Raw genomic sequence first — 24711 nt, 5'->3', positions numbered from 1 at the left:
CGAACCAGACACGAAGCCAGGCAACAGGAAGCCAGGCAACAGGAAGCCGACATGGAACCCGAACTGAATCTGCCCGCCCCTTACACGCCGCACGCCGGCTTCGTCGCCGCGTTCGGCGCCTGCGGGATGGTCGCGATCGTGCGCGGCATCAAGCCCGCCGAGGCCGCCGAGCATGGCCGCGCGCTCTACGACGCGGGCTTCCGGTTGATCGAGGTGCCGCTCAATTCGCCGCAGCCGCTCGACAGCATCGCGGCATTGCGCGAGGCGCTGCCCGACGACGCGATGATCGGCGCGGGCACCGTACTCACCACCGAGCGCGTGCGCGACGTGCGCGAAGCGGGCGGCGAACTGATCGTGATGCCACACGCCGACACCGACGTGATCCTCGCCGCCAAGCTCCAGGGCCTCGCGTGCGTGCCCGGCGTCGCCACGCCGACCGAAGCGTTCGCGGCGCTCAAGCACGGTGCCGACGCGCTCAAGATGTTCCCCGCCGAGCAGCTCGGCCCGGCCGTGACGAAAGCATGGCGCGCCGTGATTCCGCCGATCGTGCCGCTGCTGCCCGTGGGCGGCGTGAAGCCGGACAACATGGACCCGCAGCTGGCCGCGGGCGCGAGCGGCTTCGGCCTCGGCTCCGCGCTCTACAAGCCGGGCCAGGACGCGGCGGCCACGCATGCGAACGCACTGGCCTTCATCGAAGGCTGGAAAGCTGCGCGAGGAGCGCAAAAGTGAATCGCCTCGCGGGCAAGGTCGCGCTCATAACCGGCGCCGGACGCGGCATCGGCGCGGCGATCGCGCGCGCGTTCGCGGCCGAGGGCGCCACCGTCGCGCTCGCGGAGCTCGATGGCGCGACGGCCGTTGCAACGGCGCGCGAGATTGCGAACGCATATGAAGGCGCGCGAACGCTCGCCGTGCAAACCGACGTGACGCAGCCCGCCTCGGTGCGCGCCGCCGTGCAAGAAGCGCAACGCGCGTTCGGCCCGGTCGACGTGCTCGTGAACAACGCCGGCATCAACGTGTTCGCCGACCCGCTCACGATGACCGACGACGACTGGCGCCGCTGCTTCGCCGTCGATCTGGACGGCGTGTGGAACGGCTGCCGCGCGGTGCTGCCGGGCATGGTCGAGCGGTGTGCGGGCAGCATCATCAACATCGCCTCGACGCACGCGTTCCAGATCATTCCGGGCTGCTTCCCTTACCCCGTGGCGAAGCACGGCGTCATCGGGCTCACGCGCGCACTCGGCATCGAGTACGCGCCGAAGAACGTGCGCGTGAACGCCATCGCGCCGGGTTACATCGAAACGCAGCTCACGCACGACTGGTGGAACGCGCAGCCCGACCCGGAAGCCGCGCGCAAGGCGACGCTCGAGTTGCCGCCGATGAAACGCATTGGCCGACCGGAGGAAGTCGCGATGACGGCGGTGTTCCTCGCCTCGGACGAAGCGCCGTTCATCAACGCGAGCTGTATCACGATCGATGGCGGCCGCACGGCGCTCCATCACGAATGAGCGCGTTGAAAAAGTAATTCGCAGCACGAAGGAAAACGAGCTTGGAACGAATGTGCAGGAATCCGCCGAGGCGCTGGCCGCGCGCATCGACGGGTAAAAGAAGAGGCGGCCGATACCCTTCCCGTGACTGAAGAAGACAGGAGACTAGCAACATGCAACGACGCATCTTTCTGACGCTGGTGGCTGCAGCCGCCACTGCCATGTTCGCGCAAGCGCCCGTCGCGCAGGCCGCCGACCAGGTGAAGATCGGCTTCCTCGTGAAGCAGCCCGAAGAGCCGTGGTTCCAGGACGAATGGAAGTTCGCGGAAGCGGCCGCGAAGGAGAAGGGCTTCACGCTGGTGAAGATCGGCGCGCCCTCGGGTGAGAAGGTGATGAGCGCGATCGACAACCTGGCCGCACAAAAGGCGCAGGGCTTCATCATCTGCACGCCTGACGTGAAGCTCGGACCGGGCATCGTCGCCAAGGCGAAGGCCGACAAGCTCAAGATGATGACGGTAGACGACCGTCTCGTCGACGGCGCGGGCAAGCCGATCGAGTCGGTGCCGCACATGGGCATCTCGGCGTACAACATCGGCAAGCAGGTGGGCGACGGCATCGCCGCCGAGATCAAGAAGCGCGGCTGGGACATGAAGGACGTCGGCGCCATCGACGTGACCTACGAGCAGTTGCCGACGGCGCATGACCGCACGTCGGGCGCGACCGACGCGCTCGTGGCCGCGGGCTTCCCGAAGGCGAACATCGTCCAGGCGCCGCAAGCGAAGACCGACACGGAAAACGCCTTCAACGCCGCCAACATCGCGCTCACGAAGAACCCGCAGTACAAGCACTGGGTGGCATACGGCCTGAACGACGAAGCCGTGCTCGGCGCCGTGCGCGCAGCGGAAGGCCGCGGCTTCAAGGCCGACAACATGATCGGCATCGGCATCGGCGGTTCGGACTCGGCGCTCAACGAGTTCAAGAAGCCGCAGCCGACGGGCTTCTATGGCACCGTCATCATCAGCCCGAAGCGCCACGGCGAGGAAACCTCGGACCTGATGTACTCGTGGATCACGCAAGGCAAGGAACCGCCGCTGCTCACGCTGACGACCGGCATGCTGGCCACGCGCGACAACGTGGAGAGCGTGCGTCAGCAGATGGGTCTCGCGTCGAAGTAAGCGCTGGATAGTAGTGGTTTAGGGTGTTTCCCGCTGCGGGGCGGCCAGCAGGCCCGAAAGGCATGAAGGCCGCGCCCGCAGCGTATCGAATGAGAGGAAACCGAAGTGTCAGCGACACTGCGTTTTGACAATATCGGCAAGGTGTTCCCAGGCGTGCGCGCGCTCGACGGCGTGTCGTTCGAGGTGAATGCAGGGGAAGTCCATGGCCTGATGGGCGAGAACGGGGCGGGCAAGTCCACGCTTCTCAAGATTCTCGGCGGCGAGTATCAGCCCGATTCCGGCCGCATCCTGATGGACGGCAACGAGGTGCACTTCGCCGATGCGGCGGCCTCGATCGGCGCGGGCATCGCGGTGATTCACCAGGAACTGCAGTACGTGCCCGACCTGACCGTCGCGGAAAACCTGCTGCTCGGCGCGTTGCCCAATGCGCTCGGCTGGGTGAAGCGCGGCGAGGCGCGCAAGTTCGTGCGCGAACGTCTTGCCGCGATGGGCGTCGATCTCGATCCGGCCGCGAAACTGCGCAAGCTCTCGATCGCGCAGCGCCAGATGGTGGAAATCTGCAAGGCGCTCCTGCGCAACGCGCGCGTGATCGCGCTCGACGAGCCGACCAGCTCGCTCTCGCACCGCGAGACCGAAGTGCTGTTCAAGCTCGTGCGCGAGCTGCGGGCCGACAATCGCGCGCTCATCTACATCTCGCACCGCATGGACGAGATCTACGAGCTGTGCAATGCCTGCACGATCTTCCGTGACGGCCGCAAGGTCGCCTCGCACGAGAAGCTCGAAGCGGTGAAGCGCGAAACGCTCGTGGCCGAAATGGTGGGCCGCGAGATCAGCGACATCTACAACTATTCGCCGCGCGAGCATGGCAACGTGCGTTTCGCCGTACGCGGCGTGCAAGGGCATCCGCTCAACGAAGCGGCGAGCTTCGAGGTGAAGTCGGGCGAGATCGTCGGCTTCTTCGGGCTCGTGGGCGCGGGGCGCAGCGAGCTGATGCAGCTCATCTACGGCACGCACAAGCGGCGCGCGGGCGAGATCGAGCTGGACGGCAAGACCATTCGCGTGAAAAGCGCGAGCGACGCGATTCGCCACGGCATCGTGCTGTGCCCGGAAGACCGCAAGGAGCAGGGCATCGTTGCGATGGCGACGGTGTCGGAGAACATCAACATCAGCTGCCGTCGCCATTTTTTGCGCGCGGGCATGTTCCTCGACCGCAAGAAGGAAGCGGAAACGGCGGACCGCTTCATCAAGCTGCTGAAGATCAAGACGCCGAGCCGCCGCCAGAAAATCCGCTTTCTCTCGGGCGGCAACCAGCAGAAAGCGATTCTTTCGCGCTGGCTCGCCGAGCCCGACCTGAAGGTCGTGATTCTCGACGAACCGACGCGCGGCATCGACGTCGGCGCGAAGCATGAAATCTACAACGTGATCTACCAGCTCGCCGCGCGCGGCTGTGCGATCGTGATGGTGTCGTCGGAGTTGCCGGAAGTGCTCGGCGTGTCGGATCGCATCGTGGTGATGCGCGAAGGCCGCATTTCGGGCGAGTTGCCGCGCAGCGCGGCGAGCGAACACGCGGTGCTTGACCTCGCGCTGCCCAAGCGCACGCAGGCCAAGGCTGCATGAGTGGATGGGGAGGAGTGACTGAAATGCAAGCAAGAGAAAACCTGGCGGCCGAGTCTGCCAACAGCGCCGCCAAGAGCGTCGCCGACGCGCTGATTCCGAGTCCCACCGACAAGCAGAAGTGGTGGCAGCAGATCACCGAGTACAGCCTGATCGTGATCTTCGCGGTCATGTTCATCGTGATGTCGCTGACCGTCGATCACTTCTTCTCGATCGAGAACATGCTCGGCCTCGCACTGTCGGTCTCGCAGATCGGCATGGTGGCCTGCACGATGATGTTCTGTCTCGCGTCGCGCGACTTCGACCTTTCCGTGGGCTCGATCGTCGCGTTCGCGGGCGTGCTCTGCGCGATGGTGCTCAACGCGACGAACAACACGTTCATCGCCATCGTCGCCGCTGTTGCGGCGGGTGCCGCGATCGGCTTCGTGAATGGCGCGGTGATCGCGTATCTGCGCATCAACGCACTGATCACCACGCTCGCCACGATGGAAATCGTGCGCGGCCTCGGCTTCATCGCTTCGCACGGCCAGGCCGTGGGCGTGTCGTCGGACACGTTCATCGCCATGGGCACGGCCTCGCTCTTCGGCGTGCAACTGCCGATCTGGGTCACGCTCGTCTGCTTCATCGTATTCGGCGTGATGCTCAATCAGACGGTGTACGGGCGCAATACGCTCGCCATCGGCGGTAATCCGGAAGCGTCGCGTCTGGCCGGGATCAAGGTCGAGCGCACGCGCGTGTGGATTTTCCTGATCCAGGGCGCGGTCACGGCGCTCGCGGGCGTGATTCTCGCTTCGCGCATCACGTCGGGTCAGCCGAATGCGGCCGAAGGCTTCGAGCTGAACGTGATTTCGGCGTGCGTGCTGGGCGGCGTGTCGCTGCTGGGCGGCCGCGCGACCATCTCGGGCGTGGTGATCGGCGTGCTGATCATGGGTACGGTCGAGAACGTCATGAACCTGCTCAACATCGACGCGTTCTACCAGTACCTCGTGCGCGGCGCGATCCTGCTCGCGGCGGTGCTGCTCGACCAGCTCAAGAATCACGGCGCTCGCGATTGAGTTCGCTGACAGTTTCATAAGGAAACCAAAACGATGTCGTCCAACGCAAATTCGCCCGCTAACGCGCTCGCGCGCCACGCGCACGAAAACTACGCGCGCTATCCGAGCCTGACCGACCGCGTGGTGCTGATCACGGGCGGCGCGACCGGCATCGGCGCGTCGTTCGTCGAGCACTTCGCCGCGCAGGGCGCACGCGTGGCGTTCTTCGACATCGACGCGAGCGCGGGCCAGGCGCTCGCCGACGAACTCGGCGATTCGCGCCACAAGCCGCTCTTCGCCAACGTCGATCTCACCGATATCTCGGCGTTGCGCGCCGCCATCGCCGATGTGAAGGCGGCGTTCGGGCCGATTCAGGTGCTCGTGAACAACGCGGCCAACGACAAACGCCACACGCTGGCCGAAGTCACGCCGGAGTCGTTCGACGCCGGCGTGGCCGTGAACCTGCGCCATCAGCTATTCGCCGCGCAGGCGGTGGCCCAGGACATGAAGGCCGCACGCGCGGGCTCGATCATCAATCTGGGCTCGATCAGCTGGATGCTCAAGCAGTCGGAAATGCCGGTCTATACGATGAGCAAGTCGGCGGTGCAGGGGCTCACGCGCGGTCTCGCGAGAGACCTCGGCCCGTACGGCATCCGCGTGAATTCGCTCGTGCCGGGGTGGGTGATGACCGAGAAGCAGCGGCGCCTGTGGCTCACCGACGAAGGCCGCGAGTCCATCAAGCGCGGCCAGTGCATCGACGCGGAACTGCTGCCCGCAGACCTCGCGCGCATGGCGCTCTTCCTCGGCGCCGACGACAGCCGCATGATCACGTCGCAGGACATCGTCGTTGACGGAGGCTGGGCATGAGCGCAAAGGAAAGCGCTTCGGACGAAGCGGTGGCCGAACTGCTCGTCCACGCGAAATGCGAGCTGGGCGAAGGCGCGACGTGGTGCGCGCGCAGCGGCCGGCTCTACTGGGTCGATATTTCGGGCAAAAGCCTGCAACGCTACGACGCGAATGCGTCCGGCGCCAAACACGTCACGTGGGAGATGCCCGAGCGCCTCGCGTGCTTCGCGCTGTGCGAAGACGAGCGCACGCTGCTCCTCGGCCTCGCTTCGCAGCTGGCGTTCTTCGACCTGGAGACGGGCGCGATTGAAACCATCGTCGAAGTCGAACCCGGCGTGCCGACGCGCCTGAACGACGGACGCTGCGACCGCCAGGGCCGCTTCGTATTCGGCACGAAATACGAAGGAACGCCGAGGCAGGCGATCGGCGGCTTCTATCGCCTGAACCACGATCTCACGCTCGAACGTCTGCCGCTGCCCGCGCCCGCGATCTCGAACAGCATCGCGTTCAGCCCGGACGGATCGACCATGTATTACTGCGACACGCTCACGCGCGAGATTCGCGCGTGCGACTACGGCGCAGACGGAACGATTGCAAACGAGCGCACTTTCGTCACGCTCACCGACGACACCGGCGTGCCGGACGGCTCGACCGTCGACGCGCAAGGCGGCCTCTGGAACGCGCAGTGGGGCGGCGAGCGCGTGGTGCGTTATGGCGCCGATGGCGTCGAAACCGAACGCGTAAAGATTCCCACAGCGCAGCCAAGCTGCGTTACGCTCGGCGGTGCGCTTCTGGACACGCTTTATGTCACGAGCGCGCGCGAGGAAATGGAGGCGGAGGCCCTCGCGCGCGAGCCGCATGCGGGCGGCGTGTTTTCGGTTCGAATTGGCCGCCAGGGCCTTGAAGAACCGCGGTTTCAGGGGCGCAGGCGCGCTTGAGTCCGGGGTATCGGGCGCTTGCACAAAGGCGCGCGTGGATTTTCATCAGACGATACATGCGCACGCATAGTGCGAAGCGCCGCTGCGGGCAGGCGGCATGAAGAGACGGCCAGTCGTTGTAGTTCGGCAACAGATGCAGTCGATCGACAGTGTGCAGTTGGCTTTGCCAGTACCACTAGAAGGGCGAACACAAGAAGCGGCCACAGGCCCGCGCATAGGCGCGGTGTCGACAGGCCACCGGTGAGCCGCCTTTTGCGGCGGCAATCAAACATGCCTCTCGAGGAGCATCTTATGAACGTCGCGAATTCCGCTGTGCGTCGACCTACCCGTTCCACCGTTTCCGCAGGCGCCGCTGCTGCAAGCGCGCCGCCCACCGCTACCTCCGCTCCGTCTGTGTCACCGGTCGTGTCACCAGCGGCCGCCGCGCGCCGCGCGCGGCTCGAAGCCGCCACGCATCCGGTTTTGCCGGGGCCGAGCACCTCCGCGGTTGCGATCGGCGCGGCGGGCTCGAGCGACGTGGCGTGCGTGACGCTCGCGAACGCGTATCTGAGGCTCGACGTCGCGCCCCAACTGGGCGGCGGAATCACGCGATTCGACTGGCGCAGCGAAGGCGCGTTCGAGCCCGTGTTTCGTCGTTGCGAGCGCGTGAGCGCGCGCATGGACCCGAACGAACTCGCGTGCTACCCGCTGCTGCCGTACTCGAACCGCATCGGCGCAGGGCGTTTTCACTTTGGCGGCCGCGATATCGAAGTGCCGCGCAATCGCGCTAGCGAACCGCTGCCGATCCATGGTGACGGCTGGCTCGCGCCCTGGAGCATCGAAAGCGCCGATCGCGAGAACGTGCGCCTCGTGCTCGATCGCAGCGACGGCGAGCCGTATTCGTACCGCGCGGCGCTCACCTATGCGCTCGACGGCGCGACGCTCGCGATGACGCTGGAAGTGGAGAACACGGGCCGCGAGGCGCTGCCGTTCGGTCTCGGCGTGCATCCGTTTCTTGCGCGCGACACGAGCACCGAGCTGTCGGCCCCGGCGAGCGGCCTGTGGCTCTCGGGCCAGGACTGGCTGCCGGTGCGTCACGTGCCCGCGCCGCCCGCCTGGCAGTTCGGCGTCGCCTATCCGCTGCCTGCGCAACTCGTCAATCATGCGTTCAGCGGCTGGAGCGGACGCGCGGCGGTGGTGTGGGAGCGCCGCAGGCTCTCGCTCTCGATTTGCGCGAATACCGACTACTACGTGCTCTACACGCCTCCCGGCGCAGACTTCTTCTGCTTCGAACCCGTCGATCATCCGATCAACGCCGTGAACCTGACTGGCGGCGGCGATGCGCACGGCATGACCGTGCTCGCGCACGGCGAGCGGCTCGTGCGGCGCTTTTCCTTCACCGTGGAGCGCATGGACATGCGCGCGTCAGCGAGCCCGCATCGCGTCGGCGCGCGCGGCCGCACGGGTGCGAGAGGGGGCAAGGGCGTGCGCGCACGGACCTAAGACGGTCATGAGTTGGGCGTAGCGCGCGTCGAAAACGCGCGCGACGCGCTTGCGGCGATGCATCGTGCGCGAGCTGGGCGCAGGCCGATTCGGGCGCCGTGGCGCGGCCTCATCTTCCGGGGCGGGTAAAATACGCGCCGTTTTCTCCTATTGGCTCGCCGCGAGCAACCACCATGACTTCCTTCATCCAGACCCTCGGCGCCGCGTGGCAGCGCACCGGCTCGCTGTTGTGCGTGGGCCTCGACCCAGAGCCCACGAAGTTTCCCGCCGCGCTGGCCGGCCGCAGCGACGCGATCTTCGAGTTTTGCCGCGAGATCGTCGACGCCACCGCGGCGTACGCGTGCTCGTTCAAGCCGCAGATCGCCTACTTCGCCGCGCACCGCGCCGAAGACCAGCTCGAAGCGCTGATCGCGCACGTCCACGAGAAGCACCCGGGCCTGCCCGTGATCCTCGACGCCAAGCGCGGCGATATCGGCAGTACCGCCGAGCAGTACGCGCGAGAGGCCTTCGAGCGCTTCAAGGCCGATGCAGTCACGGTCAACCCGTATATGGGCTTCGATTCGATCGAGCCGTGGCTCGCGCACAAGGGCAAGGGCGTGATCGTGCTGTGCCGTACGTCGAACCCCGGCGGCTCGGACCTGCAGTTCCTCGAGACCGGCGGCAAGCCGCTGTATCAGGTGGTGGCGGACCTTGCCGCGAACAAATGGAACGCGAGCGGCGAACTCGGCCTCGTGGTGGGCGCGACGTTCCCGAAGGAAATCGAAACCGTGCGCAGCATCGTGGGCGACATGCCGCTGCTGATTCCCGGCATCGGCGCGCAGGGCGGCGACGTCGAGGCGACCGTGAAGGCGGGCCGCACGGCGAACGGCACGGGCATGCTCATCAACTCGTCGCGCGCGATCATCTACGCGAGCAAGGGCGAGGACTACGCGCAGGCGGCTGCAACGGCCGCGAAAGAAACGCGCGACCGGATCAACGCGTATCGTTGAGATGGGTTTCCGCGGTGACAGGTAGACGCTCCTGAGCGCTCGCGCCTTTACCGTCACCGCCTTTGCGAGCGGGCGTCACGTTGACGACGCCCGCGCGGCTAACCCGAATGCGAGCGCCGCGCGAGCGCCCGCAGTGCTTCGAGTTCCGCCGCCACGGCGGCCGCCAGTCCGCCGACCTCCTCAGTCCATCCGCCCGCATCGCGCATCGTCGCGCGTAACTCCATGCAGGCTTCATTGATCCTCGAAGGACCCAGCACCGCCAGCCCGCCGGACACGCGATGCGCCCAGTCGTTCAACCGCGCGAAGTCGCGCTGCGAGGCGATCTGCGCGTAATCGACGATATCGTGATCCACCTGCGCGATGAAAATATCGGCGAGCGCGGCAGGCAGCGGCGGGAAACGGGGCGGCCGGGCTTGTGGATCTGATTCGGAATCCTCTGCGAGTGTCGCGCTCGCCGCGACGCTGATCTGCGCCGACACGACGGCCAGCACGCGGACGAGTTCCGCAAGCGCGACCGGCTTGGTGAGATAGTCGCTAAAGCCCAACGCGCGCCCCTGCGCGATCTGCTCAGGCAGCGCATCCGAACTCACCGCGTAGACCGGTAGATGAGGGCGCTTTGCGCGTACGGCGTCCAGCAGCGCGTAGCCGTTCATGCCCGGCATGTTCAGATCCGTGAGGATGAGGTCCACTGGCCGCTCGTCGAGTCGCGCCAGCGCCTCCTCGCCGTCCTTCGCCTCGATGACGGTGGCGCCGAGTATGCGCAACTGGTCGCGCAGCAGTGCGCGATTGAGCCGGTTGTCCTCGGCGATCAGCGCAGTCAGCGATGCGAAATTCTCATCTGTCGCGGGCTGGTCCGCTGCGGGTTGCTGTGCTTGCGCTGCCGCCGCACGGCTGCGAATCCGCTTCTGCGTCGCGGCGCGTATGCCCGCGAGACTGTACAGGCTCACCACGAGTGCGCCGCCGTCGAGTTCGAGCGGGACGAGTGGTCCGTCCTGTCGCAGCCATATGATTTTCGCTTGATCAGGCCATAGCGAAGCGATGTCTTCGCTGGCGAATTCGTCGGTCACGAGCAGGTAGTCGAGCGTGCCGTCACGCGGTGGCGCTTCGAGGCTCAGGAAGGTCGGCGTGCTGCTCGTGGTGCATCGTGGCCGGCGCATAGGTGATGGCGAGATGGAGCGCTTCCTTGCCGGGCCGCTCCAGCGAATACGGCAACTCATACACCGTGGTCTCGTCATCGTGTTTCGCGGGTCCGGGCCATGGCCCGTGCTGCTCGAACGCGACACACACTGCGTTCGGCAAGCGCGTGGCGTGCGCGTCTATCCCGAGAACATCGCGCACCATCTGGTTCGCCACGACGATCTCGAAGTTGCTGCGCCGGACGATGCACAGACCCACCGGCGTGGCGTGCACGAGCAGGTGATTGAGCAACTCGCCTTCGAGCGCGCGCGTGGCTTCGTCGTAGGTACGCGTCAGCACCCGGCGATTCCAGTAGCGCGACAGCAAGGTGAGCATGGCAATGAGCGCGGCCGTCAGCATCAGGACGATGATGACGGGCGTGCGCGTGATCGCGAAGAGCTCGCCCCACGACAGCGCCACCATGAAGTGTCCGAAGCCATGCACGAGCGGCGCTTCGCGCAGCGCGACGCCGAAGCGGGGGAGTACGTGGAAGGTGCCGGGGGCAAGGTTCGCAAGGCGTCGGTCGAGAGACTGCGCGTCAGCAGGCGGCAGCGGGCCGGCAAGCATGATGCCGTCAGCGCCGAACAGCGTGGGGGTGATCGACGGGACGCTGGTGCTGGCGGCGATGAGGAGCGAGTCGAGATCGACGCTCGTGATCGTGAACGCGTAGAGCGTACCGTTCCTGAGCACCGGCAACGCGCCAAGCACGAGATCGGGCGGGAAGCCCAGCGCTTCGGGTGGGCGGAACCAGACGACCTTGATCCCTCTGGCTGCCGCGACCGGATCCAGGCCGTGGGTCGTGATCTGCAGGAGCGCGGCATCGGCCAGCGTGCGCGCGGCTTGCGCCGGCCGCAAATGCGCCCCCTTGGGGGCGACACCACGGCTATAGGCCGCGCTGCCGTCGGCGCGTAGCAACATGATGGGAACATCGGACGAGACGCGCTCGAGTATCCCCGCCATGTGCTCGCACACCGCCCTCAGATCGGGCGACCCGGCCATGCCTTCGAAGATCGTCGCGCAGCGTGAGGTTGGCTCGGCGCTCAACGGTGCCGTCGATGTCGAGGCGGTCTCGAGCACGAGGACGGCGCCTGCACTGCCGAGCAGGGCGTACAGCCGGTCGAGCCGCGCGTTGGCCTTCGCACTGAGGGTGTTCGCTTCCAGCGCCTGTGCGCGCAGCGCGCTGAATCCGGTGCCGCCGAGCGCGGCGGCGGCCATGCACAGCGCTGCAAGGATCAGCAGGCCGGTGAGCAGTGCGAAGACGCGCCGTTCACGCCTGAGGTTGCGCTGGAGCGCCTCGAGCGCGGCGTACGGCGAAGTGGGCGGGGCGCCATGGCGGCGGCCGAAGCTGGGCATCATGCGAATCCGCGTCCCCGGACGCCGCGCCCCTAATCTTTCTTCGCGGCTGCAGCCGCAACGGATGCCGGTTTGCGGAACAATTCGACGATCGATCGATGCAGCGGGTATTTATCGGCGAGCGCGTTCACATCGGCGATCTCGAACTCGCTGAACTCGAACCCGGGCGCCACCGTGCAGCCCACGAGCGCATAGGTCGAAGGATCGCAGCAGCGCGCCGCGAACCAGTGTCCGGCCGGCACCACCGCCTGGAACACGGTGCCCGGATGGTCGAGCGCGTGGCCGAGCTTGCGCGTGGAGAGCACGCCGCGTTCATCGATCGAATGAATCTCGAGGGGGGAGCCCGCGTAGAAGTGCCAGAGCTCGTCGGAGCGGATGCGGTGCCATGCCGAATAGGCGCCTTCCGCCAGCAGGAAGTAGATGGCCGTCGAGGCTGCGCGCGTGCCCTCTGCGGCGGCTGCGCCGTCGCGCCGCACGAGCTTGTCGGCTCGATAGGTTTCGCTGTAGTAGCCGCCTTCGGGATGTGGTTCGAGCCCGAAGCGGCGGATCAATGCTTCGACTGCGGTATTCGCGGCTGCCATGGCATGGGCCTCCTTGGTGGGCCCGGCCGGCGCGCCGGCGAGGCGCGGGCCGGTTTTAGCGTTCCTGTTCGTCGATGAACGCGAGCAGCCCGCGCAACGCGTGCGCGGCGGCCTGCACGCGGATCTGTTCGCGGTCGCCCTTGAAGACCAGCGTCTCCACGCTCGTATGGAGCCGGTTGCTCCAGCCGAACGACACCATGCCGACCGGTTTTTCCGGCGTGCCGCCGCCCGGTCCAGCGACGCCGGTGATGGAAAGCGAAACTTGTGCCCGGCTGTTGCTGAGCGCGCCTTCAGCCATCGCGCGCGCGACCGGCTCGCTCACCGCGCCGTGCTTTTCGATGAGTTCGGGCGGCACGCCGATCATCTCGGTTTTCGCCTGGTTCGAGTAGGTGACGAAACCGCGTTCGAACCAGACGCTGCTGCCGGATATGTCGGTGATGGCGGTGGCGACCATGCCGCCCGTGCAGGATTCGGCGCTCGCGAGCATGAGCCGCCCGTCGCGCAGCTTGTTGCCGACGCGGATGGCGAGTTGGTGGACGACGGAATCGGTAGCCATTGCAGCAATCCGTTGGGTTGGCGGCGAGGTGGCGCTACACCGACATGCGCCAGAGCGCGATGACGAGCAGCGTAAAGAATGCGGCGACGATGTCGTCGAGCATGATGCCGAGGCCGCCCTTGAAGCGCCGGTCGAAATAGCGGATGGGCGGCGGCTTCACCATGTCGAAAAACCGGAAGACGACGAAGGCCCACAGCCGGCCCTCGAAAGCGACGGGCGTGATCATGAGCAGCACGAGCCAGAACGCCACGATCTCGTCCCAGACGATGGCCGAGGGATCGTCCGTGCGCAGCTTCTTCGCCGTGAAGGCCGTGATCCAGATGCCCGCAAAGAAGCCGAAGAAGATCAGCAGTCCCCACTCCGTCACCGTCAGATAGCGGTTGAGCACCTCGAAGGACGCCCAGGCGAACAGCGTGCCGGCCGTGCCGGGCGCGAGGCGCGAGAGCCCCGAGCCGAAGCCGAGCGAAACGATGTGCAGCGGATGGGTGAGCATGAACGGCGCGTCGGCGCGGCGCGGGCGAGTGGCCTGAGCGCCCGTGCCGGGTGCGGCGGCGTTGCTTGCCGAGCCTGCCGGAGGAGCCGGCTGACCGGCGGGCGAGGGCGTGGGATCAGTCTGCATGGAAGTGATCGAAACCTTGCAACGTCAGATTGAGCGGCGTGCCGCCCGCGTCGCGCCAGGCGATCTCGGGGGCGGCTTGCGGCGAAGTGCGGGAAGTCATTGTACCGATGCGCGTGACGCGCACCCCCGCCTGTTGCGCGGCCGCCTCGACCGCGTCGCGCTGCGCGGGCGCCGCCGTGAAACACAGTTCGTAGTCGTCGCCCCCCGCGAGCGCGCATTGCAGCTGCACGTCGCGCGGCAGGCGCGCGAGCGCAGGCGAGAGCGGCAAGGCGTCGACGTCGATCGTCGCGGCGAGGTGCGAGCGTTCCAGGATATGGCGCAGGTCGCCGGCCAGACCGTCCGATACGTCGAGCGCCGCGCGGGCCACGCCGCGCAGCGCGAGGCCCAGCGCCACGCGCGGTTCAGGGTATTCGAGCGCCCGGCGCAACGGCGCGGCGTCCTGCTCGCGCACCGGCCATTCGCCGCGCATCATGCCGAGACCCGCGCGCGCGTCGCCGGGCGTGCCGGAGACCCAGATGTCGTCGCCCGCGTGGGCGGCGTCGCGCCGAAGTGCGGCATCCTGACGCACGGAGCCGAACACTGTCAGGCACAGGTTCAGCGGCCCTGCCGTGGTATCGCCGCCGATCAACTCGCAGTCGAAGCGGTCGGCCAGCTCGAAGAGGCCCGCGCTGAAAGCGGCTAGCCAGTCCTCGTCCGCCTTGGGGAGCGCGAACGCCAGCGTGAAGCCGAGCGGCTGCGCACCCATCGCGGCGAGATCGGAGAGATTGACGGCGAGCGCTTTGTGGCCGAGCGCGTGCGGATCGATGTCGGGGAAGAAGTGGCGGCCTTCCACCAGCATGTCGGTCGAGACGGCCAGTATTTCGCCCGCGGCGGGCGCGATGAGCGCGCAGTCATCGCCAATGCCCAGCGTGGCGCGTTGCGTGTTCGTGCGCGCTCGACGCGCAAAATATCGGTCGATCAGGGAGAACTCGGAAAGCATGACGAAAGGGTTATGTCAGTTGGGGTATGGCCGTCGCCGCATAGGGCACCCTGGCATGGCTTTTCCCCCCATCGCGGTCGCCGGACTTGCGCCCGAACTGAAAGGAATGCTGCCAGGGATTGGCGCTACAATCGGTCAAACTTAGCGTTCGAGTTGTCATTCTAATCCGCACCCACGTCCTGCCTCCCCATGTCGAATCCCGCTACGAACAAGCTTCGCGAAGCCGCCCTCGATTATCACGAGTTCCCTACGCCCGGGAAGATCGCGATCGCGCCGACCAAGCAGATGATCAATCAGCGTGATCTCTCGCTCGCGTACTCGCCGGGCGTCGCGTTCGCGTGCGAGGCGATTGTCGAAAATCCGCTCAACGCCGCGCGCTTCACGGCGCGCAGCAACCTCGTGGGCGTCGTGTCGAACGGCACGGCCGTGCTCGGCCTCGGCAACATCGGACCGCTCGCCTCGAAGCCGGTGATGGAAGGCAAGGCGGTGCTCTTCAAGAAGTTCGCGGGCATCGACGTGTTCGACATCGAACTCAACGAGTCGGACCCGCACAAGCTCGTCGACGTGATCGCCGCGCTCGAACCCACGTTCGGCGGCATCAATCTCGAAGACATCAAGGCGCCCGAGTGCTTCATCGTCGAACGCGAAGCGCGCAAGCGCATGAAGATTCCGGTCTTCCACGACGACCAGCACGGCACGGCCATCGTAGTGGCGGCCGCCTTCACGAACGGCCTGAAGGTCGTGGGCAAGGACATCAAGGACGTGAAGCTGGTCGCCTCGGGCGCGGGCGCCGCCGCACTGGCGTGTCTGGACCTGCTCGTCGACCTCGGCCTGCCGCTCGAAAACATCGTCGTGACCGACCTGGCGGGCGTGGTCTACAAGGGCCGCACCGAGTTGATGGACCCGGACAAGGAGCGATTCGCGCGGGAAACCCACGCGCGCACGCTTGCCGAAGTGATCGAAGGCGCCGACATTTTCCTCGGCCTTTCGGCTGGCGGCGTGCTCAAGCAGGACATGGTCAAGCAGATGGCGGCCAAGCCGCTCATTCTCGCGCTCGCCAATCCGACGCCGGAAATCCTGCCGGAGCTCGCGCTCGAAGTGCGTCCGGACGCCGTGCTCGCCACGGGCCGCACGGATTACCCGAACCAGGTGAACAACGTCCTGTGCTTTCCGTTCATCTTCCGCGGCGCGCTCGACGCGGGCGCGACCACCATCACGCGTGAAATGGAAATCGCCGCGGTGAACGCGATTGCGGAACTGGCGCGCCAGGAGCAAAGCGATGTCGTGGCCACGGCCTACGGCATCCAGGATCTGCAGTTCGGGCCCGAGTACCTGATTCCGAAGCCCTTCGACCCGCGCCTGATCGTCAAGATCGCGCCGGCTGTGGCCAGGGCGGCAATGGACTCGGGCGTCGCGACCCGTCCGATCGAGGACATGGACGCCTACGAGCAGCACCTCCAGCAGTTCGTCTACCACAGCGGCACGACCATGAAGCCGATCTTCCAGCTCGCGCGCGCCGTGGAGCCGGAGAAGAAGCGCATCGTGTTTGCCGAGGGCGAAGAGGAGCGCATCCTGCGCGCGGTGCAGATCGTGGTCGACGAAAAGCTCGCGAAGCCCATCCTGATCGGTCGCCCCTCGGTGATCGAGCAGCGCATCGCGCGTTACGGCCTGCGCCTGCACGCCGGCCAGGACTATACGGTCGTGAACACCGACCATGACGAGCGCTACCGCGAGTTCTGGCAGACCTATGCGAAGCTCATGGCGCGCAAGGGCATCACGCAGCAAATGGCGAAACTCGAAATGCGCCGCCGCACCACGCTGATCGGCTCGATGCTCGTGGAAAAGGGCGAAGCCGACGGCATGATCTGCGGCACGGTCAGCACGACGCACCGCCACCTGCACTTCATCGACCAGGTGATCGGCAAGAGGTCCGGCTGCAACGTCTACGCGGCAATGAACGCGCTCGTGCTGCCGAACCGGCAGATTTTCATCGCCGACACGCACGTCAACGTCGACCCGACGCCGGAGCAGCTCGCGGAAATCACCATCATGGCGGCCGAGGAAGTGCGCCGCTTCGGCATCGAGCCGAAGATCGCGCTGTGCTCGCACTCGAACTTCGGTTCGAGCAACGCGCCGAGCGCCCAGAAGATGCGCGACCTGCTCGAGATCCTCCAGGAGCGCGCGCCGGACCTGCAGGTGGACGGCGAAATGCACGGCGACGTGGCGATCGACGCGAACCTGCGCAAGGAGATCCTGCCGGAGTCGACGCTCGAAGGCGAAGCGAATCTGCTGATCATGCCGAATATCGACGCGGCGAACATCTCCTACAACCTGCTCAAGACGGCGGCAGGCAACAACATCGCCATCGGGCCGATCCTGCTCGGCGCAGCCAAGCCGGTGCACGTGCTGACGGCTTCCGCCACGGTGCGCCGCATTGTCAACATGACGGCGCTGCTCGTCGCGGACGTGAACGCGGCACGTTAAGCTCAGTCCTGCGAGTCGCCGGCGCCCGGTGACGCGGACCTGAAAATCGGTGTGCTCCTGTGAGCACGCCGATTTTTTTTGAGCGCGAGACCCGGCTCGAGCGAGCAAAATCGCGCGCAATGAGATTGTAAAATTTACCAGTTTGACCCTCGTGGGGAGTCAAGCTGTAGTCGTCCTCGCCTGACTAACGTTGCTTCCAGGCATCATTAGCGATACCCTTACACCTTTCATGGTCGTCGAACACGTAACCAGGGAAGCGGGAACCAGGTGATGGCGCCTCGTCTAACTCATTGTTTCGGCGGCGGTTTGTCTGGCTTGCGGCGCGCCGCAGCGGTGGCGCTGGTCGCAACCGCAGCGTTCGCGGCAGGTGGCGCTCAGGCGCGCACGAGTCAGCCGGAAGAGGCGGGTAATCCGGTCGGCAGCATTTCGGTCAACGAACTTCCGCGTGAGGCGGTGGGCACGTTGAGCCTGATCGCGGCGGGCGGCCCGTTCCCTTTCGAGAAGGACGGCGTCGTTTTCGGGAATTTTGAGCGGATATTGCCACCGCAGCGGCGGGGCTACTATCACGAGTACACGGTCCCGACGCCGGGCGCGCACAACCGCGGTGCCAAGCGCATCGTTTGCGGTGGTCCACGCAAGCGGACCGACAACTGTTACTACTCCGACGACCACTACGCCAGTTTCAGGCGAATTATTGATTGACACCGGGATGAGCGGCATGAGCGATAACGTTTACGCGCACGACCCCCGGGTCGCGAGCGATCTGTTCGCGTCCGGGGAGGGCAACCTGTTCCAGCGCGTCATGCAGTTGAAGCACGACAGCGAGGCGCGCCAGGATGAGGCGGGGCTTTCATCGAACGAGGGGGCCATGAGCCTGTTTTCGACCGTGCAGCCGAATATTGTCCAGTCGATCCGGGCGTTTCGCATTCAGGATCTCTCGGACGAAGCCCAGCGGCTGCAGCAGCATTTCCTCTATGCGTTCTGCGCGAATGCGCAAACCAGGCAGGAAGTACTCGAGACGATTGCCACCTCGTTTCTGTTTCCGAAGCATTTCGGCAAGAACTACGACGGCCTGTACGACTGCCTGACCGATCTGGTGCAGAAAGCCGGCGAGCAGCCCGGTTTCGTGATCGTGCTGGAAGGACTGCCGATTGCCCAGAAGTTCGACAAGGACGGCCGGGAAACGCTGCTCGACGTCTTTCGCGAGGCTTCGGAATACTGGGCCGAGCGCAAGGTGCCGTTCCGCGTTTTTTATTCGTTCGCCTGACCTTCGGCTCACGTTCCGTCGCGCGCATGCGACAGAAAATCGCAAGCCCGCCTTCCGGCGGGCTTTGTCATTTTTACCCGCTGCGCTTACCAGCCGCCCCAGCGTGCGGCGAGCGCCGCGAGCACGGCGATGCCTGCCGTTTCGGTGCGCAGCACGCGCGGTCCGAGCCCCACGGCGAGGAAGCCGCGGTCGAGCGCCGCCTCCTCTTCCTGCGACGAAAATCCCCCCTCAGGCCCGATCAGCACCGTCACTTCGCCCGAAGGCGGCTCGACCGGCAAGGTCGAGAACGCGACGTTGGCGCGCGGCGAGAGCAGCAGGCGCAGTTCGCCTTCGCCGGGGCGCGCGGGCAAGGAGTCCAGCCATGTGGCGATGTCACGCGCGGGCGCGACGTCGGGCAGGCGGTTGCGTCCGCATTGTTCGCACGAGGCCTGCACAATGCGCTGCCAGTGTGCCTGGCGGCGCACGGCGCGCTCGCCGGAAAGCCGCACGACGCTGCGCGCTGCGGTGAGTGGCACGAAGTTCGTCGCGCCCAGTTCGACGGCCTTTTCGATCAGCCAGTCCATCTTGTCGTTGCCGGCAATGCCCTGAGCGAGCGTGACGCGGTAAGGCGGCTCGGCTTCAAAGTCGCGGCGAGGGCCGATGCGCACCTGCGTGTCGCGGCGCTCCATGCCGACAATCTCGGCGCTGTACTCGCCGCCAAGACCGTTGAACAACACGATGGTGTCGCCGGGCTGCAGGCGCAGCACCTGGACATGACGCGTGACTTCGTCGGGAAGGGTGACAACCTCGTCGGATTGCAGGGCGCTGCCGACGAAAAAGCGGGGCATAGAACTATTTCTCATTGAATCGGGACAAGTGCCGAGCAAGCGCCCAGCGGTAACCGTCGAGGTCTTCGACCTGCGCGAAACGGTCCCCCCAGAACTGGTCCTGCGGCTCGCTCAGCGATTTCGCGCCGGCTTCGAGCGCCCGCGCATAAACCGCGTCGACATCGTCGACATACAGATAAAAAGATTGCGGCGCGACAGTCTGTGCGCTTTTGGGCGTGCGCGCGGTCGAGCCGAACGCGCCCTCCGGCGCGAACATGACGATCAACTGATCGTGGTAAGTCATTTCCACGTGCATGATCGCGCCGTCGTCCTCCACGCTGTCGCGTACCGCAAAACCGAGTGCTGCCCGATAGAAGTCCATCGACGCGCGCGCGTCGCGTACTGTCAGATACGGGGTCAGCCATGGCACGCCGGCAGGACGGGGTGCGGTCATCGAGTCTCTCCAGATTCGCGGTTCGGATGATGCGCCGTGCCGCTCCGGGCGAGGGCGCGCGGGACAAAAGCGCTATGGGACCGGCCGTTCTCCACGGGCAGGAGCCCTAGAGCGGCAGGAATTTGCCTAGTTTATCGCGGGCCGTGCATGAACCCTTTAACAGCGCCACGTGCAGTCGCGGGTCGTAGTAGCGCAAGCCTTCGAGTTGCCGCCCGGCGGCGCGCGCCTGCAACGTGGTCTCGTCGACTCCGGCGGGGTCGAGCGTGTCGCTCGCGATCGCCATGAGCCACAGTGAACCGTAGAGCGGCACGTAGGCGGCAAGCGGTCGCACGACGGCGAAGGCCGCGCGCAGTCCGCCGAGCAGCGCGCCCACGCGCTGCGCATGATGGAACGGCGAGCCCAGATGGAGCGAGACGAGCGCGTCGGCGCTCATCACGCGCTTGAGCGCCGCATAGAACGTCGGGGTATAGAGGCCCGCAGCCGGCGAGTCAGGCGGAGTCAGATCGAATACGACGAGGTCGAAGCGCGCCTGCGCGGAGGCGACAAACGCGGCCGCGTCGCCGATCACGAGTTCCACCCGTGGATCTTCGAAGGCGTCGCCGCGCACCTCGGGCAGATAGTCGCCCGTCAGGCGCACGACGTCCGGGTCCAGTTCGGCCACGACGATGCGCTCGATGTCCGGGTGGCGCAACAACTGGCGCGCCGCGCCGCCGTCGCCGCCGCCCAGCACGAGCGCCGCGCGCGGCGCGGGATGTGTGAGCGCGGCCGGGTGCGTCATGCATTCGTGATAGATGAACTCGTCGCCGGCGGAGGTCATCGGGCGGCCGTCCAGCGTGAACAGGCAGCCCAGTTGCGGCGTGTCCCAGACCTCGATGCGCTGCCACGGCGTATCGGCCGCGGCGAGGCGGCGCGCGCCAGGAAAACCGTAGAGCGCGTCTGCCGCAGGATGGAAGAGGAGGGAGTCGGTCACGGAAGTCGAGGTGTGTTGCCGTTGCGCCTGAGCACGCGAAAATCCCGCAGTAAATAGGGCCAACAGAGCCATTATAGGGGTGTGAACCGGACCTGGGCCGCGCGAGAGGCCAACGCGAGGACGACTGCGCGTGCGGCGCATACCGCGCGCCTTACGGCCAGGGTTCATCCCCATGATCTGCTAGAATATTCCGCTTTGCAGCCCTCTCCGTTTGCTCCGGCCGTTTCGCGTCTCCTGGCGCCGCATGTGCGCCTGAGCGGGCGATTTGCCGAGCTTCCGGACTCCCGCGCTGCTGTGTGCGCCGCAGTTTGCCCTCGCAATTTGCGCTGTTCGCGACCTGCGCCGCCCACGCCGCTTTTTGCACACTTCCGGACTCGACATGACGACCTCGTCCTCCGCCTCCCCCGCTACCACCCAGTTGATGGCCAACGCCATTCGTGCGCTGTCCATGGACGCCGTTCAGCAAGCGAACTCCGGTCACCCCGGCATGCCCATGGGCATGGCCGAGATCGCCGTTGCACTGTGGTCGCGCCATCTGCGCCATAACCCGACGAACCCGCTCTGGAGTGACCGCGATCGCTTCGTGCTGTCGAACGGCCACGGCTCGATGCTGTTGTACTCGCTGCTGCACCTGACGGGCTACGACCTGCCGATGGCGGAACTGAAGAACTTCCGTCAGCTGCACTCGAAGACGCCGGGTCACCCCGAGTTCGGCATCACGCCGGGTGTCGAGACGACCACGGGCCCGCTCGGCCAGGGGCTGGCGAACTCGGTCGGCATGGCGCTGGCCGAAGCGCTGCTCGCTGCGGAATTCAACAAGGCCGACGCGAAGATCGTCGATCACCACACGTATGTGTTCCTCGGCGACGGCTGCCTGATGGAAGGCATCTCGCACGAAGCCTGCTCGCTCGCCGGCACGCTCAAGCTGAACAAGCTGATCGCGCTGTACGACGACAACGGCATTTCGATCGACGGCGACGTCGTCAACTGGTTCCACGACAACACGCCGGAGCGCTTCGAAGCCTACGGCTGGAACGTGATCCCGCACGTGGACGGCCATGACGTGGACGCGGTCGACGCGGCTATCCAGAAGGCCAAGGCCTCGGACAAGCCCACGCTGATCTGCTGCAAGACCATCATCGGCAAGGGTGCGCCCACCAAGCAGGGCGGCCACGACGTGCACGGCGCGGCGCTTGGCGCCGAAGAAATCGCCAAGTGGCGCGAAGCGGCGGGCTGGAAGTGGGAGCCGTTCACGCTGCCGCAGGAAGTCTACGCAGACTGGGACGCGAAGGACGCCGGTGCGAAGTTCGAAGCGGCATGGAACGAGCAGTTCGCCGCGTACAAGTCGAAGTACCCGACCGAAGCCGCCGAGTTCGAGCGCCGCATGGCGCACAAGCTGCCCGCGGACTGGGCGCAGAAAGCCGCCGCGATCGTCGCCGGCGCGGATTCGCGCAAGGAAACGGTTGCCACGCGCAAGGCTTCGCAGCAGGCCATCGAAGGCCTCGCCGCCGCACTGCCCGAACTGCTGGGCGGCTCGGCCGACCTGACCGGCTCGAACCTCACCAACTGGAAGGCTTCGAAGCCCGTGCGCGCTGCCAAGGCCGGCGAGACCGGCATCCAGTGGGGCAACCACATCAACTACGGCGTGCGCGAGTTCGGCATGAGCGCGGCGCTCAACGGCCTTAACCTGCACGGCGGCTACAAGGCGTTCGGCGGCACGTTCCTCACGTTCTCGGACTACAGCCGCAACGCGCTGCGCGTGGCCGCGCTGATGAAATGCCCGTCGATCTTCGTTTTCACGCACGACTCGATCGGTCTCGGCGAAGACGGCCCGACGCACCAGTCGATCGAACAGGTCGCAAGCCTGCGCCTGATCCCGAACATGACGCTCTGGCGTCCGGCCGACACCGTGGAAACCGCGGTGGCCTGGACCGAATCGATCTCGCATCACGGTCCTTCGTCGCTGATCTTCAGCCGTCAGAACCTGCAGTTCAACGAGCGCACGGACGCGCAAATCGCGAACATCGCCAAGGGCGGCTACGTCCTCAAGGACTGGAACGACGACATCCCGAGCCGCAAGATCATCCTGATCGCCACGGGCTCGGAAGTCGAACTGGCGATGAAGGCCGTCGAAGCGCTGCAGCGCGAAGGTATCGGCGCCCGCGTGGTGTCCATGCCGTCGACCAACGTGTTCGACAAGCAGGACGCCGACTACCGTGAGCGCGTGCTGCCCAAGGGCGTGCGCCGCGTCGCGATCGAAGCCGGTGTGACCGACTTCTGGCGCAAGTACGTGGGCCTTGAAGGCGGCGTGGTCGGCATCGACACGTTCGGCGAATCGGCCCCGGCTGGCGTGCTGTTCAAGCACTTCGGCTTCACGGTCGATCATGTCGTCGCGACGGCCAAGGCCGCGCTCGACAACTAAGCATGCGTAACGGGCCCGCCTGATCGGCAAGATCTGGCGGGCCCGCTGCCTTGAGCGTCCCGCCGGGCCGCCGCAGCCCGGAGTCGGCGCCAGCGCAGCGCTGGTTTCAGAATTTTTCAGCCCTTAGGAGATAAACCATGACCATTCGCGTCGCTATCAATGGCTACGGCCGCATCGGCCGTAACACGCTTCGCGCGTTCTACGAGAACGGCAAGAAGCACGACATCCAGATCGTTGCGATCAACGACCTGGGTGACGCGAAGACCAATGCGCATCTGACGCAGTACGACACGGCACACGGCAAGTTCCCGGGTGAAGTGAAGGTCGACGGCGACTACCTCGTCGTCAACGGCGACCGTATCCGCGTGCTGGCCAACCGCAACCCGGCCGAACTGCCGTGGGGCGAGCTGGGCGTCGACGTCGTGATGGAGTGCACGGGCTTCTTCACGACCAAGGAAAAGGCCAGCGCGCACCTGAAGGGCGGCGCGAAGAAGGTGATCATCTCGGCGCCGGGCGGTAAGGACGTCGACGCGACCATCGTCTACGGCGTGAACCACAACGTGCTGAAGGCCGAACACACGGTCATCTCGAACGCATCGTGCACGACCAACTGCCTGGCACCGCTCGTCAAGCCGCTGAACGACAAGATCGGCCTCGAAACCGGCCTGATGACGACGATCCACGCGTACACGAACGACCAGGTTCTGACCGACGTGTACCACGAAGACCTGCGCCGCGCGCGCTCGGCCACGCACAGCCAGATCCCGACGAAGACGGGCGCGGCTTCGGCTGTCGGCCTCGTGCTGCCGGAACTGAACGGCAAGCTGGACGGCTACGCGATCCGCGTCCCGACCATCAACGTGTCGATCGTCGACCTGTCGTTCATCGCCAAGCGCGACACGACGGTCGAAGAAGTCAACGCCATCATGAAGGAAGCGTCGGAAGGCGCGCTCAAGGGCATCCTGGGCTACAACGACGCACCGCTGGTGTCGATCGACTTCAACCACAACCCGGCGTCGTCGACGTTCGACGCCACGCTCACGAAGGTCTCGGGCCGTCTCGTGAAGGTGTCGAGCTGGTACGACAACGAGTGGGGCTTCTCGAACCGCATGCTGGACACGGCTGTGGCGCTCGCGAACGCGAAGTAAGCACGCTCGACGCTGCATGAAAAGACCGCCCCTCGGGGCGGTAATGAGCAACTGTCTTACCTGTCAAGCCGTGTGGATGGATTCATCCCACGGCTTTCCTGTTTTTGCGATGGCGTTGAGGATAGTCAGCAGCTTTCTCATGCAGGCAACCAGAACAACCTTGTTCGGCTTGCCGGTGGCGACGAGCCGATGGTAGAAGGCCCCAATGACCGGGTTGAAGCGTACGGCCGCTAACGTCGCCATGTACAACATGCGCCTGACAGCGGCACGTCCGCCGAAGATCATTCGTTTGCCGCGAAACGCTCCCGAGTCGCGGTTGAAGGGCGCTACCCCG

At 66.0% G+C, this 24711-nt stretch carries 24 protein-coding genes; 14 read left to right on the top strand and 10 right to left on the bottom strand.

What is annotated here, in order from left to right; all coding sequences use genetic code 11:
- The first annotated feature begins 51 nt into the window (after nucleotides 1–51).
- The 9 genes from BFD71_RS36965 (at nucleotide 52) to pyrF (ending at nucleotide 9562) form a co-directional block, all read left to right on the top strand.
- Nucleotides 52–729: a 2-dehydro-3-deoxy-6-phosphogalactonate aldolase gene (locus BFD71_RS36965; RefSeq protein ID WP_069269143.1), complete on the top strand. Its 678-nt coding sequence runs from the start codon at nucleotides 52–54 to the stop codon at nucleotides 727–729.
- The gene (locus BFD71_RS36960; protein ID WP_069269142.1) at nucleotides 726–1505 is read left to right on the top strand and encodes an SDR family oxidoreductase; all 780 of its coding nucleotides are present in this window, start codon (nucleotides 726–728) and stop codon (nucleotides 1503–1505) included. The genes BFD71_RS36965 and BFD71_RS36960 overlap by 4 nt, the downstream gene beginning before the upstream one ends.
- A gap of 152 nt (nucleotides 1506–1657) precedes the next feature.
- Nucleotides 1658–2659: an arabinose ABC transporter substrate-binding protein gene (locus BFD71_RS36955; RefSeq protein ID WP_069269141.1), complete on the top strand. Its 1002-nt coding sequence runs from the start codon at nucleotides 1658–1660 to the stop codon at nucleotides 2657–2659.
- Nucleotides 2660–2764: 105 nt separating this feature from the next.
- Nucleotides 2765–4276, top strand: coding sequence for an L-arabinose ABC transporter ATP-binding protein AraG (araG, locus tag BFD71_RS36950; RefSeq protein WP_069269140.1), 1512 nt, complete (start codon nucleotides 2765–2767; stop codon nucleotides 4274–4276).
- Nucleotides 4277–4299: 23 nt separating this feature from the next.
- Nucleotides 4300–5328, top strand: a complete 1029-nt coding sequence (araH, locus tag BFD71_RS36945) for an L-arabinose ABC transporter permease AraH (protein ID WP_069269139.1) — start codon at nucleotides 4300–4302, stop codon at nucleotides 5326–5328.
- Nucleotides 5329–5361: 33 nt separating this feature from the next.
- The gene (locus BFD71_RS36940; protein WP_069269138.1) at nucleotides 5362–6174 is read left to right on the top strand and encodes an SDR family NAD(P)-dependent oxidoreductase; all 813 of its coding nucleotides are present in this window, start codon (nucleotides 5362–5364) and stop codon (nucleotides 6172–6174) included.
- On the top strand, nucleotides 6171–7091 hold the full coding sequence (locus tag BFD71_RS36935; RefSeq protein WP_069269137.1) for an SMP-30/gluconolactonase/LRE family protein: 921 nt from the start codon (nucleotides 6171–6173) through the stop codon (nucleotides 7089–7091). Before BFD71_RS36940 ends, BFD71_RS36935 begins: the two co-directional genes overlap by 4 nt.
- A 405-nt stretch (nucleotides 7092–7496) precedes the next feature.
- Nucleotides 7497–8573, top strand: a complete 1077-nt coding sequence (locus tag BFD71_RS36930) for an aldose 1-epimerase (protein ID WP_256095085.1) — start codon at nucleotides 7497–7499, stop codon at nucleotides 8571–8573.
- 173 nt (nucleotides 8574–8746) lie between these two features.
- Nucleotides 8747–9562, top strand: coding sequence for an orotidine-5'-phosphate decarboxylase (gene pyrF / locus BFD71_RS36925; protein ID WP_069269135.1), 816 nt, complete (start codon nucleotides 8747–8749; stop codon nucleotides 9560–9562).
- A 98-nt stretch (nucleotides 9563–9660) separates the two neighbouring features.
- Here the strand turns inward: pyrF and BFD71_RS36920 are convergent, their stop codons facing one another.
- Genes BFD71_RS36920 through thiL form a run of 6 tightly spaced genes read right to left on the bottom strand, consistent with a single transcriptional unit; the run spans nucleotide 9661 to nucleotide 14826 of the window.
- Nucleotides 9661–10719 (bottom strand): response regulator, encoded by a 1059-nt coding sequence (locus tag BFD71_RS36920; protein WP_069269134.1) that lies wholly within the window; start codon nucleotides 10717–10719, stop codon nucleotides 9661–9663.
- Nucleotides 10652–12094 (bottom strand): hypothetical protein, encoded by a 1443-nt coding sequence (locus BFD71_RS41860; protein WP_069269133.1) that lies wholly within the window; start codon nucleotides 12092–12094, stop codon nucleotides 10652–10654. The genes BFD71_RS36920 and BFD71_RS41860 overlap by 68 nt, the downstream gene beginning before the upstream one ends.
- A gap of 29 nt (nucleotides 12095–12123) precedes the next feature.
- Nucleotides 12124–12672, bottom strand: a complete 549-nt coding sequence (locus tag BFD71_RS36910) for a cupin domain-containing protein (protein ID WP_069269132.1) — start codon at nucleotides 12670–12672, stop codon at nucleotides 12124–12126.
- A 55-nt stretch (nucleotides 12673–12727) separates the two neighbouring features.
- A complete protein-coding gene (locus tag BFD71_RS36905; protein ID WP_069269131.1) occupies nucleotides 12728–13228 on the bottom strand; it encodes a CinA family protein in 501 nt (166 codons plus the stop codon).
- Between the two features lie 34 nt (nucleotides 13229–13262).
- Nucleotides 13263–13847, bottom strand: a complete 585-nt coding sequence (locus BFD71_RS36900) for a phosphatidylglycerophosphatase A family protein (RefSeq protein WP_069269130.1) — start codon at nucleotides 13845–13847, stop codon at nucleotides 13263–13265.
- Entirely contained in the window at nucleotides 13837–14826 is a 990-nt protein-coding gene (gene thiL, locus BFD71_RS36895) for a thiamine-phosphate kinase (RefSeq protein ID WP_069269129.1), read from the bottom strand. Before thiL ends, BFD71_RS36900 begins: the two co-directional genes overlap by 11 nt.
- A 189-nt stretch (nucleotides 14827–15015) precedes the next feature.
- On the opposite strand from thiL, the gene BFD71_RS36890 reads away from it, so the two are divergent.
- From BFD71_RS36890 to BFD71_RS36880, 3 genes are all read left to right on the top strand, one after another.
- On the top strand, nucleotides 15016–17310 hold the full coding sequence (locus BFD71_RS36890) for an NADP-dependent malic enzyme (protein WP_069269128.1): 2295 nt from the start codon (nucleotides 15016–15018) through the stop codon (nucleotides 17308–17310).
- A 270-nt stretch (nucleotides 17311–17580) separates the two neighbouring features.
- Entirely contained in the window at nucleotides 17581–18012 is a 432-nt protein-coding gene (locus BFD71_RS42980; protein ID WP_083245699.1) for a ribonuclease, read from the top strand.
- 7 nt (nucleotides 18013–18019) lie between these two features.
- Nucleotides 18020–18577, top strand: coding sequence for a barstar family protein (locus BFD71_RS36880; RefSeq protein WP_069269127.1), 558 nt, complete (start codon nucleotides 18020–18022; stop codon nucleotides 18575–18577).
- An 86-nt stretch (nucleotides 18578–18663) separates the two neighbouring features.
- Here the strand turns inward: BFD71_RS36880 and BFD71_RS36875 are convergent, their stop codons facing one another.
- The 3 genes from BFD71_RS36875 to speE form a co-directional block, all read right to left on the bottom strand.
- Entirely contained in the window at nucleotides 18664–19404 is a 741-nt protein-coding gene (locus tag BFD71_RS36875) for a 16S rRNA (uracil(1498)-N(3))-methyltransferase (RefSeq protein ID WP_069269126.1), read from the bottom strand.
- 4 nt (nucleotides 19405–19408) lie between these two features.
- On the bottom strand, nucleotides 19409–19837 hold the full coding sequence (locus BFD71_RS36870) for a VOC family protein (protein ID WP_069269125.1): 429 nt from the start codon (nucleotides 19835–19837) through the stop codon (nucleotides 19409–19411).
- Between the two features lie 106 nt (nucleotides 19838–19943).
- On the bottom strand, nucleotides 19944–20807 hold the full coding sequence (gene speE / locus BFD71_RS36865; protein WP_069269124.1) for a polyamine aminopropyltransferase: 864 nt from the start codon (nucleotides 20805–20807) through the stop codon (nucleotides 19944–19946).
- A gap of 379 nt (nucleotides 20808–21186) precedes the next feature.
- Between speE and tkt the strand changes: the two genes are divergently transcribed.
- Together tkt and gap are read left to right on the top strand one after the other, a co-directional pair.
- Nucleotides 21187–23229, top strand: a complete 2043-nt coding sequence (gene tkt / locus BFD71_RS36860; RefSeq protein ID WP_069269123.1) for a transketolase — start codon at nucleotides 21187–21189, stop codon at nucleotides 23227–23229.
- A gap of 137 nt (nucleotides 23230–23366) precedes the next feature.
- Nucleotides 23367–24377 (top strand): type I glyceraldehyde-3-phosphate dehydrogenase, encoded by a 1011-nt coding sequence (gene gap / locus BFD71_RS36855; RefSeq protein WP_069269122.1) that lies wholly within the window; start codon nucleotides 23367–23369, stop codon nucleotides 24375–24377.
- A 63-nt stretch (nucleotides 24378–24440) separates the two neighbouring features.
- On the opposite strand, the gene BFD71_RS36850 is transcribed toward gap, so the two are convergent.
- On the bottom strand, nucleotides 24441–24711 hold a 271-nt coding region (locus BFD71_RS36850), incomplete at its 5' end, for a transposase (protein WP_141710666.1).

Origin of the sequence: Paraburkholderia nodosa, from assembly GCF_001718195.1 — a bacterium.
In the GTDB taxonomy this organism is placed as follows: Bacteria; Pseudomonadota; Gammaproteobacteria; order Burkholderiales; family Burkholderiaceae; genus Paraburkholderia; species Paraburkholderia nodosa_A.
Note: the sequence above shows the minus strand (reverse complement) of the source record. Positions and strands in the feature narration are given on the sequence as shown.